The organism is Pseudomonadota bacterium, from assembly GCA_037200975.1.
Classification (GTDB): Bacteria; Pseudomonadota; Gammaproteobacteria; order Steroidobacterales; family Steroidobacteraceae; genus CADEED01.
In genome coordinates, this window is the sequence record JBBCGI010000001.1 from 1,125,618 (window position 1) to 1,141,562 (window position 15,945).

General features: G+C 65.9%; 16 protein-coding genes. 7 read left to right on the top strand and 9 right to left on the bottom strand.

Features of this window, described 5'->3' with window-relative positions; all coding sequences use genetic code 11:
• Positions 1–9 precede the first annotated feature (9 nt).
• Positions 10–1,173: a low temperature requirement protein A gene (locus WDO72_04980; GenBank protein MEJ0085009.1), complete on the bottom strand. Its 1,164-nt coding sequence runs from the start codon at positions 1,171–1,173 to the stop codon at positions 10–12.
• Positions 1,174–1,249: 76 nt separating this feature from the next.
• On the opposite strand from WDO72_04980, the gene WDO72_04985 reads away from it, so the two are divergent.
• From WDO72_04985 to WDO72_04995, 3 genes are all read left to right on the top strand, one after another.
• Positions 1,250–2,890 carry a copper resistance system multicopper oxidase gene (locus WDO72_04985; protein MEJ0085010.1) on the top strand — a complete coding sequence of 547 codons (1,641 nt, stop codon included), beginning with the start codon at positions 1,250–1,252 and terminating at the stop codon, positions 2,888–2,890.
• Positions 2,887–3,675: a copper resistance protein B gene (locus WDO72_04990; protein MEJ0085011.1), complete on the top strand. Its 789-nt coding sequence runs from the start codon at positions 2,887–2,889 to the stop codon at positions 3,673–3,675. The genes WDO72_04985 and WDO72_04990 overlap by 4 nt, the downstream gene beginning before the upstream one ends.
• A 124-nt stretch (positions 3,676–3,799) precedes the next feature.
• Positions 3,800–4,672 carry a transposase gene (locus tag WDO72_04995; protein ID MEJ0085012.1) on the top strand — a complete coding sequence of 291 codons (873 nt, stop codon included), beginning with the start codon at positions 3,800–3,802 and terminating at the stop codon, positions 4,670–4,672.
• A 41-nt stretch (positions 4,673–4,713) separates the two neighbouring features.
• On the opposite strand, the gene WDO72_05000 is transcribed toward WDO72_04995, so the two are convergent.
• Genes WDO72_05000 through WDO72_05035 form a run of 8 tightly spaced genes read right to left on the bottom strand, consistent with a single transcriptional unit; the run spans position 4,714 to position 13,842 of the window.
• Complete coding sequence (locus tag WDO72_05000; protein MEJ0085013.1) at positions 4,714–6,072, bottom strand: FMN-binding glutamate synthase family protein; 1,359 nt, start codon at positions 6,070–6,072, stop codon at positions 4,714–4,716.
• Between the two features lie 3 nt (positions 6,073–6,075).
• The gene (locus tag WDO72_05005) at positions 6,076–6,768 is read right to left on the bottom strand and encodes a protein glxC (protein MEJ0085014.1); all 693 of its coding nucleotides are present in this window, start codon (positions 6,766–6,768) and stop codon (positions 6,076–6,078) included.
• A complete protein-coding gene (locus WDO72_05010; GenBank protein MEJ0085015.1) occupies positions 6,756–7,652 on the bottom strand; it encodes a class II glutamine amidotransferase in 897 nt (298 codons plus the stop codon). Before WDO72_05010 ends, WDO72_05005 begins: the two co-directional genes overlap by 13 nt.
• Positions 7,652–8,986, bottom strand: a complete 1,335-nt coding sequence (gene glnT / locus WDO72_05015; GenBank protein MEJ0085016.1) for a type III glutamate--ammonia ligase — start codon at positions 8,984–8,986, stop codon at positions 7,652–7,654. Before glnT ends, WDO72_05010 begins: the two co-directional genes overlap by 1 nt.
• Entirely contained in the window at positions 8,986–9,525 is a 540-nt protein-coding gene (locus tag WDO72_05020) for a methylglutamate dehydrogenase (GenBank protein ID MEJ0085017.1), read from the bottom strand. Before WDO72_05020 ends, glnT begins: the two co-directional genes overlap by 1 nt.
• On the bottom strand, positions 9,522–12,335 hold the full coding sequence (locus tag WDO72_05025; protein MEJ0085018.1) for a glycine cleavage T C-terminal barrel domain-containing protein: 2,814 nt from the start codon (positions 12,333–12,335) through the stop codon (positions 9,522–9,524). Before WDO72_05025 ends, WDO72_05020 begins: the two co-directional genes overlap by 4 nt.
• The gene (locus tag WDO72_05030; GenBank protein MEJ0085019.1) at positions 12,332–12,583 is read right to left on the bottom strand and encodes a sarcosine oxidase subunit delta; all 252 of its coding nucleotides are present in this window, start codon (positions 12,581–12,583) and stop codon (positions 12,332–12,334) included. The genes WDO72_05025 and WDO72_05030 overlap by 4 nt, the downstream gene beginning before the upstream one ends.
• Positions 12,584–12,600: 17 nt before the next feature.
• Complete coding sequence (locus WDO72_05035) at positions 12,601–13,842, bottom strand: FAD-dependent oxidoreductase (GenBank protein ID MEJ0085020.1); 1,242 nt, start codon at positions 13,840–13,842, stop codon at positions 12,601–12,603.
• Between the two features lie 99 nt (positions 13,843–13,941).
• On the opposite strand from WDO72_05035, the gene WDO72_05040 reads away from it, so the two are divergent.
• The 4 genes from WDO72_05040 (at position 13,942) to WDO72_05055 (ending at position 15,892) form a co-directional block, all read left to right on the top strand.
• Positions 13,942–14,541 (top strand): XRE family transcriptional regulator, encoded by a 600-nt coding sequence (locus tag WDO72_05040; GenBank protein MEJ0085021.1) that lies wholly within the window; start codon positions 13,942–13,944, stop codon positions 14,539–14,541.
• A 132-nt stretch (positions 14,542–14,673) separates the two neighbouring features.
• A complete protein-coding gene (locus WDO72_05045) occupies positions 14,674–14,904 on the top strand; it encodes a hypothetical protein (protein MEJ0085022.1) in 231 nt (76 codons plus the stop codon).
• Positions 14,880–15,611: a PAS domain S-box protein gene (locus WDO72_05050; GenBank protein ID MEJ0085023.1), complete on the top strand. Its 732-nt coding sequence runs from the start codon at positions 14,880–14,882 to the stop codon at positions 15,609–15,611. Before WDO72_05045 ends, WDO72_05050 begins: the two co-directional genes overlap by 25 nt.
• On the top strand, positions 15,593–15,892 hold the full coding sequence (locus tag WDO72_05055; GenBank protein MEJ0085024.1) for a response regulator: 300 nt from the start codon (positions 15,593–15,595) through the stop codon (positions 15,890–15,892). Before WDO72_05050 ends, WDO72_05055 begins: the two co-directional genes overlap by 19 nt.
• The last annotated feature ends 53 nt before the right edge of the window (positions 15,893–15,945 follow it).

A 15,945-nucleotide genomic window follows, 5' to 3' on the forward strand; every position in this document is an offset into this window, starting at 1 on the left:
GCGGCGGCGCTATTTCCGGAACGAAAGTGTTTCCCAGAGCGCCACAATCACCAGGATGACCGTGGTCGCGGTGCCGAGCGCCAGCGGCGTCACGTGTTCGAGCGTCGGGGAGATCGCCGCGACCAGCGCCAGCAACCCGAGCCCGGCCAGATGCGACAACGGGTAGTACTTGGCGCTGGCGCGCTTGAAGTAGATGTTCCCGGCCAGGTACAGCGCCGGCCCACCTAACAAGGCCGCCGCGGCGCCGGGCGTCAGGTGCCCCATCGGATGCGCAATGGTGATCTCGTCCGCCACCGCGCACACCACGATCCCGGCGACGATCGGGATGTGGAAATACGTGTAGACGTTGCGCGCCATGCGGCCCGGATCTTTCGCTCCCGCGAACTCCCGGCTGCCACGCTCCGCGCCGATGTTGAAGTAAATCCACCACATCGCGACGCTGCCGAGGAACGCCACGATGAAGGCGCACACCGCAGGATTGGTCGCGGGCAAGGACGCGGCGGTCGCCCCCGTCACGAGAATGGACTCGCCGAGCGCGATGATCACGAACAGCGCGCAGCGTTCGGCCATGTGTGCGCCGTCGATCTTCCAATCCGCCGTGCTCGAGCGTCCGAGGCCCGGGACATAGAAATACGCGACCGGCCCGAGATACTCGATGCCGAGGGCGAGGAGCCACAACAACACGCGCTGCTCGGCGGCGAGACATCCGCCCGCGATCCAGAACAGCGCCGAGACCGCGAGCCAGATGAACACGCGGCGCATGTTGGCGAAATTCGCCGCGTCGCGCTTGTGTAACGCGTGCACCAGGAATGCGGTTCTCGCCATCTGCATGAACGCATATGCAATGGCGAACAACAGGCCCTCGCTGCCAAAGGCATTCGGAATCGACGCCGACAGCATCAAGCCCGCGAGCATCAGCGCGAACATCATCATGCGCACCGCGGGCTTCTCGGGGTCTATCCAGTTGGTGAACCAGCAGGTGTAGATCCACACCCACCACACCGCCAGCAACAGGAACAGGGTCTGCAGCCCGCCCGCGAGCGTCAGGTGTTCGAGCAGCGTGTGCGACAGCTGCGTGACGGCGAACACGAACACCAGGTCGAAAAACAGCTCGACGTAGGTGACACGAGTGTGGCCCTCGCGCGTGCGCAGCAGATTGTGACGTGTGGCCATGCAACTCCCCGGTCTTTCGCTGACCAGTCTGCCACAACGCGTTGCCCGCGCATCCGCGCCCCATTAGTCTTCGCTGATGTTCTCCCGACGTCGATTCGTTCAGGGCCTGGGCACCGGCGGTTTGCTGCTGGCGGGCGGGCATCGCGCCTTCGCCGCCGCGGCGGCGCGCACCGAGCTCACGGGGCCGGATTTCGATCTGACCATCGACGAACTGCCGGTGAATTTCACCGGCGCGCCGCGCCGCGCGGTTGCCGTCAACGGCCAGGTGCCCGGGCCACTGCTGCGCATGCGCCAGGGCGATTCGGTCACGATCCGGGTCACCAACAAACTGCGCGAACGCACTTCGATCCATTGGCACGGCATCATCCTGCCGGCCGACATGGATGGTGTGCCGGGCTTGTCGTTCGACGGCATCGCGCCGGGCGCCACGTTCACCTATCGCTTCAAGGTGAACCAGTCGGGCACGTACTGGTATCACTCGCATTCGCGCTTTCAGGAGCAGGTCGGCCTGTACGGCTCCATCGTCGTCGAACGACGCGGCGGCGAGCGGCACGGCGCCGATCGCGAACACACGCTGCTGTTGTCGGACTGGACCGACCACGACCCCGAACACATCTATGCGACGCTCAAGCGCCAGAGCGATTACTACAACTACGACAAACGCACGCTCGCGGATTTCCTGGCCGACGCGCGCGCGCAGGGCTTCGCGGCCGCCGCCGCCGAGCGGCGCATGTGGGCGTCGATGCGTATGGACCCGACGGACCTCGCCGACGTCAGTGGCTACGCATACACCTATCTACTGAACGGCGCGCCGCCCGCCGGCAACTTCACCCTTGCGTTCAAGCCCGGCGAACGTGTGCGGCTGCGCGTCATCAATGGCTCGTCGATGAGTTTTTTCGATCTGCGGATTCCGGGCCTCAAACTCGCCGTCGTGGCCACGGACGGCCAGGATGTCGAACCCGTCACTGTCGACGAACTGCGCATCGGCACGGCGGAGGTTTACGACGTCATCGTCGCACCCGGCGATGCCGCGTACACGATCTTCGCGCAATCGATGGACCGCTCCGGGTATGCGCGCGGCACGCTGGCGCCACGCGCCGGCATGACGGCCGAAGTCCCCACGCTCGACTCGCGCGCCGAACTGGCGATGGCCGACATGGGCCACGGAGCCATGGACCACAGCAAGATGGATCACTCGACGCTGCATCATGCACCCGAGGAATCAGGCCCGATCGTCGACATGAAGGCCAGCATGGTAATGCCGCGCCTCGACGACCCCGGCATCGGACTGCGCGACAACGGCCGGCGCGTGCTTACGTACTCCGATCTGTCCACGCTCGGTGGGCCGATCGACCGGCGCGATGCCGCTCGCGAGATCGAGCTGCACCTGACCGGCCACATGGAGCGCTACATCTGGTCGTTCAACGGCCAGAAGTTCTCGGATGCGCAGCCGCTGGCGCTCAAACACGACGAACGCGTGCGCGTGGTGCTCGTCAACGACACCATGATGACGCATCCGATCCACCTGCACGGCATGTGGAGCGAGTTGCTGGATGCGCGCGGCGCATTTCTCGCGCGCAAACACACGGTGGTGGTGCAACCGGGGCAACGTCTCGCCTATCTGGTAACGGCCGACGCGCTGGGTAGTTGGGCGTATCACTGCCACCTGCTCTACCACATGGAAGCGGGCATGTTCCGCGAAGTGGTGGTGGCGTGAGGTGCCGGCTGCTCATCCTCGCGTCGCTGGCCTGCATGCGTTGCGGGTTTGCGCAGGGCCAGAGCGAGCTCGAACACGTGCCGCCCGATGTGCCGCAGTCGCGCGTGCATTCCATGCCCTACGGCGAGATGGCCGGCATGATGGGCATGGACGATCGCAAGCGCTTCGGCAAAGTGATGCTCGATGAGGTCGAATGGCAGGACAGCGATGCCGGTTCGACCTTCGAATGGAATGCCGCCGCCTGGTACGGCGGCGACTACCACAAGCTGCGCATCGAGAGCGAAGGCACACGGACCGCGGGCGAGACGCACGAGGCGCGCACGGAGCTGCTGTGGGAACGCATCGTCACGCCCTGGTGGAGCGTGCGCGCCGGTGCGCGCCATGATGCGGGTTCCGGGCCGGCGCGCGATTGGGCGTCCATCGGTCTCGCCGGCCTGGCGCCAGGGTTCATCGAAGTCGAGGCCGCGGCGTACTTCGGCGAAGGCGGCCGCGGCGCGCTCCGGCTAACTAGCCACTACGACCTGTTGCTGACGCAGCGGTTGATCCTGCAGCCGCAGGCCGAGCTGAACGCCTATACACGCGATGATGTGGCGCGGCTGATCGGCTCGGGGCTTTCCGACCTCACGCTGGGATTGAGACTGCGTTACGAATGGCAGCGCGAGTTCGCGCCCTATCTTGGCGTGATCTGGGCGGCACACTTCGGCGACAGCGCTGATTTGAGGCAAGCCGCCGGTGAAACCGCCAGAGAAGCCACTTTGATAGCCGGCATTCGCGCCTGGTTCTAGGCGCTAAGTGGTGCCGGGGTGCAATTCTCGTAATTAGCGGCTGAACACGTCGCTTTTGCCGGTTTACCACGGCAACCCGACATTGCAAGGTCGCCCTCTCCTTCAAAGCAATCGCGAGGCACGGATGCCGCGCCGACTTCGAATTCACCTCGCCGGTGGTCTCTATCACGTGACGCTCCGGGGCAATCACCAGCAGAATATTTTCGTCGTCGATAACGATCGCCATCTGCTCAACAAGATCGTTGCCCGCGCGATCGAGAAGTTCGGCGCCCGTCTGCATGCCTATTGCTGGATGAGCAATCACCTGCACCTGCTCCTGCAGGCCGGCACCGAACCAATTTCAGGGCCCATGCGGCAGATGGCGTCGGAGTTCGCGCGCGCCATGCAGGTCAAGCTGGAAACGACGGGGCATTTCTTCGAGCGGCGCTACCACGCCACTTTGGTGGACGCGGATTCCTATCTACTCGAGGTGTTGCGGTACATCCATCTCAATCCAGTCCGCGCCGGGCTAGTTCCCGCGCCCTCCCTGTTCCGTTGGTCGAGTCACCACGCCTATGCCGGCGCGCGCCAGGAACCGTGGGTCACGACGGATTTCGTCCTCCAGCTCTTCTCGGCAGATCGGTTGCGCGCCATTGCCGCTTATCTGCGATTTGTCGAGTCGACGCCCGACGAGTCGGTCTGTTCCAGGCTCGAGGGCGGCGAGGCAATGATCGGCAGTGACGAATTCATCGCTCGAATCGGCCGTGAATCTCCACAACCCCGCACGCGCCAGACATTGAATGATTTGATCGATGAAGCCCGCCGACGTTTTGAGGTCAACGACGATCAGCTGCGCTCCCCGGCACGTGATCGCTACTTGATGAAGGTGCGCGCGTGGATCGCTCACCACGCCAAACGACGTGGAATTGCGACCTGCGCGGCCGTGGCACGCGCGTTGGGTCGCACGGAAGGAGCGCTCAGGCATGCAATCAAGGCATACCCCGGCGACGTCGAATGAGCGCGTCGAGTGCTAATTACGAGAATTGCACCCCGGCACCACTATTTCCCCGGTACCCAGGACGTGCCGGCCAGGGGCACGTTCGCCATCGCCGCGGCTTCGACCGTCAGCGCCACGAGGTCTTCGCGCTCCAGGTGATGCACGTTCTGCTTGCCGCAGGCGCGCGCGATCGTGGTGAGCTCCATGTTCAGCGTCTTGAGATAGTTCGTAAGCCGCTTCGCGCCGCTGGTCGGATCCAGCCGCTGTTCGAGCACGGCATCCTGCGTCGTCACGCCTACCGGGCACTTGCCGGTATGGCAGTGATGGCAGAACCCCGGCGCCGTGCCGAGCTTGGCGTAGTCATCGAGCGCAGAAACATGTTTGTCGCCCGACAGGTAGCTGGCGCTGTTGCAACCCAGCGCCATCAACACGCCCTGCCCGATCGCCACCGCATCCGCGCCCATCGCGATCGCCTTCGCCACATCCGCGCCGGTGCGGATGCCACCGGACACGATGAGCTGCACCTTGCCGCGCATGTTTAGATCGTCGATGGCCTCCACCGCCTGCCGCACCGCCGCCAGCGTCGGAATCCCGACGTGCTCGATGAACACGGTCTGCGTCGCGGCCGTGCCGCCCTGCATGCCGTCGACCACGATCACGTCCGCACCCGCGTGCACCGCGAGCTTCACGTCGTGGTTCACGCGCGTCGCGCCCACTTTCACGTAGATAGGCTTCTCCCAATCCGTGATCTCGCGCAGCTCGTTGATCTTGATCACCAGATCGTCCGGCCCGGTCCAGTCCGGATGGCGCGAGGCCGAGCGCTGATCGACCCCCGCCGGCAACGTGCGCATCTGCGCCACGCGCGGATTCACCTTCTGCCCCAGCAACATGCCGCCACCGCCGGGCTTGGCGCCCTGCCCGATCACGATCTCGATCGCATCGGCGCGGCGCACGTCGTCCGGATTGAAGCCGTAACGCGACGGCAGGCACTGGTACACCAGCGTCTTTGAGCTCTCGCGTTCCTCGGAAGTCATGCCGCCGTCACCGGTCGTCGTCGAAGTGCCGACCGCCGTCGCCGCGCGCCCCAGCGCCTCCTTCACGCGCGCCGACAACGCACCGAAGCTCATGCCCGCGATCGTGATCGGCGTCGCCAGCTCAACCGGCCGCGTCGCGAAGCGCGTGCCCAGCACCGTCTTCGTCGAACACTTCTCGCGATATCCCTCGAGCGGATACCGCGACAGCGACGCGCCGAGGAACACGAGGTCGTCGAAACCCGGCAGGCGCCGCTTCGCGCCGAGCCCGCGGATTTCGTACAAACCCGTGGCCGCGGCGCGCTGGATGTAGTCGATCACGTGCCGGTCGTAACCGGCGGATTCTTCCAGCGACAGGTGCGACAACGCCGGCGGTATTCTTTCGTTCATGTCTCAATATTCCTGGTTGGCATCGGCGTTCCAGTGGTACAGCGTCTTCGCCGAAGCCACCCGCCGGAATTCGCGCGGTGAATGGTTCAAACCACTCGCGGCCAGCAGCTGCTGCACCGCTGCAAAGTCCGCATCACCCATCGGTTCGTAGCGCGCATCCGCGCCGAGCGAACGCACCTGGCCACGCACGTAGATCACCGCCTCGTACAACGAATCGCCGAGCGCGTCGCCCGCATCGCCGCAGATCACGATGCGGCCCGCCTGCGCCATGAACGCCGAGAAACCTCCGACATTGCCGCCCACGACGATGTCGCCGCCCTTCAATGAAATTCCGCAGCGCAACGCCGCGTCGCCATGGATCACGAGCAGCCCGCCATGCGCGGAGGCTCCCGCCGCGGTCGACGCAAAACCGGCGACGCGAATCGATCCCGACATCATGTTCTCGCCCACGCCGGGCCCGGCGTTGCCGTGCACGGTGATGTTCGCCTGCATGTTCATGCCGCCGAGGTAATACCCCGCGTGCCCGTCGACCTCGATGTCGAGCGGCGCGTGGCAACCCGCCGCGATCGAGTGCGCGCCGTCGGCGTTGAATATCTTCACGTGCCGCACGCCCGCACCCTGCGCTTCGAGATGCAGGAACCGATTCACTTCGCGCAGCGGCGTCACGGCCAGATCGAACTGCTTCAGACCTTCCACGAGTACACCTCTTCGGGCTTGGGCTCGAACACGTGGGCGTGCCGCACGCCCGGCAGGTGCGCCAGCGAGCGGAACTCGGAGGCGATCGCGACATAGTCATCCGTCTCGGCCACCACCGCCGGCTTGCACGCGAACGCATCGCGCACGATCAGCATTTCCTTGTCCGTGCCCATCAGGAACGTGAAGAAACCGTCGAGCTCGGAGAAACCGCGTTGCACGGCGGTAGTCAGATCATCCCCCTCGCGCATGCGCCATTCGAAGAAGCGGCACGCCGCCTCGGTATCGTTATCCGTGACGAACGTGATCCCGAGCGGCTCGAGTTTCTTGCGCACCAGGTGCGGATTCGACAACGAGCCGTTGTGCACCAGGCAGAAATCCCTGCCCGCCGTGAATGGATGCGCGTGCGCCGGCGTGACCGCGGATTCGGTCGCCATGCGCGTGTGCGCCACGACGTGCGTGCCCACCGCCTTGTCGAGACCATACCGCGCCACGATCTGCGCCGGCGCCCCGATGTCCTTGTACAGATCTATCGAACTACCCACCGACAGCAGGTACACCTGCGGTGCGGCCGCGGCGAACCAGCGCCGCACGTCCTCGGGCGCCGTCGCCGTCTGCAACACCGCATGCCGACCCGTTTCCGTGAACTGGCTCTTGCCCGAAAACGCCGCCGAGAAATCCCGTGCGAGACTTTTCCAGTCGGCCACGCCTTCACCCCAGAACAGCGAGATCTTGGACACGCCGTCGTCGACGGGTTCGCTGAACAGCGCCACGCCGGCCGAATCCGGCCCGCGACTGGTCATGCCGATCAGCATGGGCGCCATCAGCTCACCCAACTTGTCGCGCAGCGTGGGCTCCTTCAACAACAATCCGACGATGCCGCACATCAGAAGAACTCCAGGTACCGCTGCGTCTCCCAATCGGACACATGCCGCGCGTACTCGATCCATTCCATGCGCTTGAGCTTGATGAATTCAGCGGACAACTCGGCGCCCAGCCCCGCGCGCACCACCTCGTCCTTCTCGAGCTCGCCGATCGCTTCGAGCAGGTTCTGCGGCAGCAGCGCGATCTTCTTCTCGCGCAGCTGCGCCTCGGTGAGCTCGTACATGTTGAGATTGGTGGGCTCGCCCGGATCGAGCTTGCGCTCGATGCCGTCGAGGCCCGCCGCCACGAGCGCGGCCAGCGCGAGATACGGATTGCAACCCGAGTCCGGCAGGCGGAATTCGAGGCGTCCACCCGGAATACGCACACAGGCCGTGCGATTGTTGTCGCCGTACGCGACGTAGGCCGGCGCCCAGGTCGCCCCCGACAGCGAGCGCCCCACGACGAGCCGTTTGTACGAATTCACCGTGGGTGCGCACACCGCCGCCAGCGCACGCGCATGCGCCAGCACTCCCCCCAGAAACTGATACGCAAGCGTCGAAAGCTTGAGACCGCGCTTGTCGCTGGCATCCTCGAACAGATTCTTCTGCTTGTCGTTGCCGATCGAGACGTGAAAATGCGCGCCGCTGCCGGTGCGGTTCGAGAACGGCTTGGGCATGAAGGTCGCGATCATGCCGTGGCGCCGCGCGATCTCGCTCGCGGCCATCTTGACGAAGGTGAAGTTGTCGGCGGACTTGAGCGCGTCGGCGTACGTGAAGTTGATTTCGAACTGTCCGTTCGCGTCCTCGTGGTCGATCTGGTAGACGTCGATGCCGACGCTGCGCAGGTTCAGCGTGATGTCGTCGAGCACCGCGCTCATGCGGCTCAGGCCCTTGTAGTCATAACAGGGTTTGTCGAGCGTGTCGGTGCCGTCGAACGGGCCCAGTTTCCCGCTTTCGTCCCGCCCCAACAACATGAACTCGGGTTCGATGCCGACGTACATCGTGAGGCCGCGCTCGGCGAGCCGCGCCAGCTGGCGCTGCAGCGTGACGCGCGAGCAGTACGCATACGGCTTGCCCTTGACGGTGCCATTACATATCAGCCGGGCGTAGCCGGGCATCCACGGAATCGGCGTCAGCGTCGACAGGTCGCCGACCGCCATGTAGTCAGGCCCATCGGGCCCCATGCCGAAACCCCAGAGCGCGAAGCCGGCGAACCCGGCGCCGTCGGTGAGCACCATCTCCAGGTGTTCCACCGGTACCGCTTTCGCCTTCGCGGCGCCATGGATGTCGACAAACTGCGCCAGCACGAACTTGATCTGGTGTTTCGCGAACAACTCGCGCGCTTCACTCACGTTCATCACGCTCTCCCGGTAGGAATTTTTTGTACGATCTCTTCGAGCTCGGTCCTGAGGTACGCCCCGAAACCCGGGTCGCACCAGATTCGATAGATAGGCCCGTCGTCGGCAACCTGGGGCAGCACCAGCACACCGACCCCGATCATCAGGGTCATGACCACGGTTTTGGGGCCAGGCAGCGCCGCGAAATTCACGTTGCACACCTGGACGAGCACGTCGCTCGCGCGCGGGCCGCCGAGCACCAGCGCCGTGTCCTCGCGCAGCACGGGATACACACCGGGCAGATCCCCGGCGAGTTGCTCCAGCGCCGCGATGCCGGGCGCGGCACCGCTTTCCTCGAGGAAGAATTCCGTGTTGCCAAGCCGCCCGATCACGTTCGGCGAGTCGTCGCGATCGCTCGCGCGCAGCGGCGACCAGCTGTTCGGCCGCGCGGGCACGGTCAGGCCGAGTTGTTTGAGCGCTTCGGCAGCGCGCGGCCCCTTGATGCCGAAGCGTCGCAACGCGGCCGCGTCGTCGAGCCATGCCATGCTGCGCCGGCTCACGTGCGCTCCACGAATGGTGGGCGCACCACGCGCGCAGGCATCAGCGATCCGTCGCTTGCGCGAATCGAAATGACCGTGCCCGGCTCGCTCAACGCGGGAGCCGCCATCGCGAGCCCGATGGTGCGGCCGAGGGTGGGCGAACGCGCCACGCTGGTGACGCGCCCGGCGATGTCGCCCGCATGAATCAGCAAGTGCGATTCGAGCACCGGTGCATCGCCGTCGAGCGTGAATCCGACCAGCCTCTGCCGCGCGCCGCGTTTCTCGAGAATCCGCAGGCTGCGCTGTCCGACGAAGAACGGCTTGTCCATGCGCACCGCCCAGCCCAGCCCCGCTTCGAACGGATCGGTGAGGTTGTCGGTGTCCTGCGCGACGATGGCGTGACCCTTCTCGAGCCGCAGCACACGCTGTGCCTCGACGCCGAAGGCGCGAATACCCGCGCCGGCGCCGTGCGCCAGCAGCGCGCGCCACAGCCGCGCGCCCTGCGAATACGGCACGTGGATCTCGAACCCCAGCGACGACACGAAACCCGCGCGCAACACGCGCGCCGCAATGCCGTCGACCTGGCCGCTGCGTACGGCCTGGAACGGAAATGCCGCCGCCGACAGGTCGATGCCGGTCAGCGATTGCAGCAGCTCGCGGCTCGCGGGACCGGCGAGATTGAACGCGGCGCGATGACCCGTGGCGTTGACGAGTGCGCAATCCATGCGCCAGCGCGCATTCCACAGCAGCAGCTCGCGATAGACGTTCGTGGCGCCGCTGGTCGTCGTCGTGAAATAGAAATGCTGCTCCGAAAGCCGCGCGATGACGCCGTCGTCGCGCACGATGCCGGCCTCGTCGAGCAACACGCCGTAGCGCGTCATGCCGGGCTTGAGATCGGCGACGCTGCCGGCGTAGATGCGATCGAGGAACGCCGCGGCGTCGGGTCCGTGAATCTCGATCTTTCCCAGCGTCGAGACGTCGATCAATCCCACACTGTCGCGCACGGCGCGGACTTCAGCCGCGATGCAGGCGGCGCGCTCGAGCCCATCGCGGCGATAGTATTCCGCGCGCTGCCAACCACCCGCCGTCATCCAGTTCGCCCCGAGCTCCACGTGCTGCGCATGCGCGGCCGTCAATCGCACAGGATGAAACCCCGCGCCCGCCAGATGCTTGAGCGGCACCGGATGATAAAACGGCCGCTGCGTCGTCAACGCCGTGTCCGCCAGCGTCGCCTCGCGCACGCGCATGAGGATGCGCGCGCCATGCAGATTGGAGTGTTTGCCCTGCGACGGCCCCATGCCGAGCGTGCTGAAGCGCTTGAGCAGCTCGGTGCTGTCGAAGCCTTCCTGCGCGGCGTTCAGCAGGTCTTTGACCTGGATGTCCTCGTCGAAATCGACGAAGTCCCTCGCGCGCGGGTGCGAAAACACCGGATACGGATGCGACACCTGGCGCTCGTGCGAAGCCAGCGCCGCGGGCGGGCCCACGTGCCCGCCGCGCGCGTACGCCGCCGCCTCGACACCTGCGTCGCGCCCGTTCTGGCGCCGCGCGGCCGGTTCGTAGACGCCGTTCACGCGGCCGGCGACGAAGATGCCGGGCGGTAGTTTGGCTGGCAGGTGCTGCTGCAGCGCCGAGTCGTAGGTAAACACGGCGCCCGACTGCAGCAGCAGCTGGCTGGCCGGCGCGAATCCCACGCTCATCAACAAGGCATCGCACTCGATGGTTTCACCGCTGCGCAGGCGCAGCGCGCGTACCGAACCGTCGCGGCCCGCGAGTGCCTGATCCGGCACGACGCCGACGAGGCTGCGTACCTCGCCCAGTCCCTGCGCGTCGCGCCCCGCGCCCGTGCGCAAGTCGAGCAGCGCGACGACGTCGACGCGCTGCCCACGCAGCTGGCGCGCAAGCTCATAACCTTCGAGGTTGGCGGTCAGAATCGCGACGCGTTTCCCCGGCGCGATGGCGTAACGACGCAGCAGCCGCTGCGCCGCCGACCCCAGCATCACCCCGGGCAGATCGTTGTTGCGAAACACCGCCGGCTGCTCGATGACTCCCGTCGCGAACACCACCGCGCCCGCGCGCACCTTGGTCATGCGCGTGGGTTCGACCAGTGCGACCCAATGGTCCGCGTAGTAGCCGGCCGCACACGTCGACAGCAAGGTCTCGATCGAAGTATTCGCCGCGACACGCGCCAGCAGCGCGTCGAGCTCCGGCGCCGGCGCGCCCGTCCAGCGCCCGCATCCGCCGGCGCGCGCGTTCTCGTCGATCAGCAACACGCGCGCACCCGCATCCGCCGCGGCCAGCGCTGCCGCGAGACCGGTGGGACCCGCGCCGATCACCAGCACGTCGCAGAACGCGTACCGCTTCGGCGTACGTTCACGCGGCGCCGCCGCGTGAATGGCGCCGAGCCCCGACAGCGCACGGATGCGCCGTTCCCACGCCGGGAAACGTTTGCCGTGAAATGCCTTGTAATAGAACCCGACCGGCAGGAACGGCGCGAGCAGTTCGATGAAGCGGGTGCGATCGCGCTCGAGCCCGCCGCGCGTGTTCACCGCGCGCACGCGGCTCGCGGGGCTCAACGCCGTGACGTCACCGCGCACGTTGGGCACGCCGTCCACTTCGAACAGATTGTTCGCGTCGTGGTTCGCGAGCGAAAAGATGCCGCGGCGGCGGTGATACTTGAAGCTGCGGCCGAGCGTCATCTCGCCCGCCGCGGCCAGCGCGGAGGAAATGCAGTCGCCTTCGAGTCCGCGCAGCGCGCGGCCTTCGAACTCGAAGTCGAGCTCGCGCGCGCGGTCTATCCACTCGCCCGGCACGGGCGGCAGGCGGTACATCATGGCGCCGCCCGCGCCGGCAATTCCGCGGCGTCGTAAGTGGCGAGGAACTCATCGCGCGCAGTGTCACGCTCGGCGATGAACCAGTAGCCGGAGGGCGTATGGCACCACCACTCGCGTTTCACGCGCGGCACGCTGTCGCGGTTGAACAGCCACGCGGTCCATTCGGCATCGCTGCAGGAACCGGCATCCGGCTGCACACGCACCTCTCCGCCGCAGACGAACTCCAGCAGCGGGCGCGGACCGTTCAATGGACAGTGAAGGTTCTTCAATGGCCCACCGAAGCGGCGCCCTTCTCGCCAGTGAGCTCGAGCCGCGCGAACCGCGCCAGCGAGAAGCTTTCGATGAGCGGGTGATTGCTCCCTGTCGCAACCGTATGGCTCATCGTTTTTCCGGAGATCGGGGTCGCCTTGAACCCCCACGTGCCCCAGCCCGCATCGAGGAAAAACCCTTCGCAGGGCGTCGTGCCCATGATGGGCGCGAAGTCCGGCGTCATGTCCGCCATGCCCGCCCATTGGCGATTCACCTTCACCTCGGACAGGAACGGAAACAGGTCGAGCATGTGCGCCGCCAGCCCTTCGGCGAAATCCAGCGTGGAACGCGTGGAATGCAGCTCATACGGATCGAGCGACGCGCCCATCACGAGCTCGCCGCGCGCGCTCTGCGATACGTAGGCATGCAGCGAACTCGACACGATGATCGGATCGAGCCAGGGCTTGAGCGGCTCCGACACCATCGCCTGCAGCGGATGGATCGCGAGCGGTGAGTCGAGGCCGACCATTTTCAATACGCGCGGCGTCGCGCCCGCAACCGCGCACAACACGCGTTTCGTGGCGATGTGCCCGCGCGAGGTATTCACGCCGGTGACCGCGCCGCCCTGCACATCGATCCCCAGCACCTCGGTGTTCTGGTGGATTTCCACGCCCCGCTGGTCCGCGCCGCGCCCGTAACCCCAGGCCACCGCGTCGTGGCGCGCGATCGCGCCGGGCTCGTGATACAGCGCTCCAACAATGGGTGTGTGGCCACCGCAGTCGAGATCGATCTGCGGCACGACCCGCTTCACGAACGCGGCGTCCACCACTTCCGAGCGCACGCCGAAATGTTTGTTGACCTCGGCGCGCCAGCGCGCGGTGCGCAGGTCGGCATCGCTGTGCGCCAGCGTGAAGTGCCCGCGCGTGGAATAGAACAGGTTGAGATCGAACTCGGTGGACAGGTCCTGCCACAGGCGCACGCTCGCGTCGTAGAACTTCACGCCCTCGGAAGTCAGATAGTTCGAGCGGATGATCGTGGTGTTGCGCGCGGTGTTGCCACCGCCGAGATAGCCCTTTTCGAGCACGGCGATGTCGCGGATGCCATGATCGCGCGCCAGGTAGTAAGCGGCGGCGAGCCCATGGCCGCCGCCGCCGATGATCACGACTTCATAGCCGTCCTTGAGCCGCCCGGGCGTGCGGAACATGCGCGGCTCGGGGTGTTTGCGGCGCAGGGCGAATTTCAGCAGGCGATGGGGCATCGAAACGCGAGTTGCATGAGAGTAAATTGTGTTGCATACGGATAACATACGAGCCGGTTTCGTTCAAGGGCTGCGCGTGCAAGAGACAAGGAGTCGTTCATGACCAAACCGCCCGACCCGGGCAGCGTGTCGCGCCAGATCGGTGGCACGGTGAAACGGCTGCGCAATTCCATGGGCCTCACGCTCGGTGAAGTGGCGAAGCGCTCGAACATCAGCGCGGGCATGTTGAGCCGGCTCGAGAACGGCGACGTGTCCGCGAGCCTGGAAACACTCGGCGCCCTCACCCAGGCACTCGGTGTGCCGTTGTCGAACCTGTTCACGGACATCGGCAAGCCGCGCGGCGGCGCCCAGCATGTGCCTAAGGGCCAGGGGCTCGAAGTCGTCCGCCGCGGCACCCGGCGCGGCCATACCTACCACCTGCTCGCAGCGGATCGCGGGCCACGGCGCGCGTTCGAGCCCTTCCTCGTCACGCTCAACGACAAGAGCGAGGTGTTCCCGGAATTCGAACATCCGGGCACCGAGTTCATCTATCTACTCGAGGGGTCGCTCACCTACCGGCACGGCGACGAAACCCACCTGCTCAAGGCCGGGGACGCGCTCACCTTCGCCGGATCCGTGCCGCATGGCCCGGAAAAACTGCTGAAAACGCCGATACGCATGTTGTCGGTGATCATCTACGCAGAACCCGAAGTGGTTTGAACGTGCGCCAGGCGAATTGTCAGTAGATAAGGCGTAAGCTCGACGGCACTCGATACGCGTCGAGGGAACAATGCACGCGAAGATGGTTTCAGGTCACGCTCGCCAGCATCGGCGACGCCGTCATCACCACCGATGCGCAGGCGCGCGGCACCGGCGAACGGGTTGCCTCTCTCCGACGTGTTCCGCACCGTCAACGAAGAAACGCGTTCCGCCGCCGACAACCCGGGCGAACAGGCGCTGGCCACCGGCAAGGTCATCGAAGTGTCATTGCACACGGCGCTGATCGCGCGCGATGGCCGTGAGGCCGGCATCGAGACCTGCGCCGCGTCGAGCGCAGGTTGCGCGCCAACGAAGAACGGCTGAGCGCCATGTTCGCCCAGGCGGCGGTCGGCATCGTGATCGCGGATCTCAACGGCAGCTTCCTCGAGGCGAACTACAAGTTCTGTTCGATCGTCGGTTTCCCGCTCGACGAACTGCGCGAGCGCACCCTCGGCCAGCTGACACATGCCGACGATCGACCGGCCACTGAGGAGCACATGAGACGGCTGCTGGCAGGAGACATAGCCAGCTATGAGGCGGAGAGCCGCTTCGTCCACTCGAACGGCCGTCTCGCGGCGGTCGTCGAATCGTCCGACGATGCCATCATCTCGACGACCCTCGACGGCATCATCACCACCTGGAACTCCGGCGCGCAGCGCATGTTCGTTTACTCCGCGAGCGAGGTCATCGGCAAATCGATCATGCTGCTGATTCCGCCCGGGCTGCAGGGCGACGAGCCGGCGATCCTGACCCGGCTGCACGCGGCCGACCCGCTGCGCCTGTCGCAGGTCGTGACCAACCTGCTGACGAACGCCGCGAAATTCACCGATCCGCACGGCACGATCCGCCTGCAGGCGTTCGCGGACGGCGAAACCGTCACCATCTCCGTCTCGGATACCGGTGTCGGCCTGACCGCGGAACGGTTGAGCGCAGTGTTCACGATGTTCTCGCAGGTCGATTCAGCCCAGGACCGTTCAGAGACGCCGCCCGCAGCCTCGCCATCCTTCTCGAGATGGAAGGCCACGAGGTGACAGTCGTGCACGATGGACGCCAGGCGCTGGCCAGCATCGAAAAGCTCGAACCGGAGGTCGCATTGCTGGATATCGGCATGCCCGAGTTCGATGGTTATGAAGTCGCGCGACGCGTGCGGCGGCGACCATCGGGGCGCGGGCTCACCTTGATCGCAGTAACCGGCTGGGGGCGGGAGACGGATCGCACCCTCGCCATCGAGGCCGGGTTCAACCTGCATTTTACGAAACCTGTCGAACCCTGGCGGCTGATCGAAATTCTCCGGGCGGGCGCGCCTCTGTGAGGCGCCGACAATTGCATTTCTCCCCGCGCGCGACGGTGTAGGATCGAGCGCCG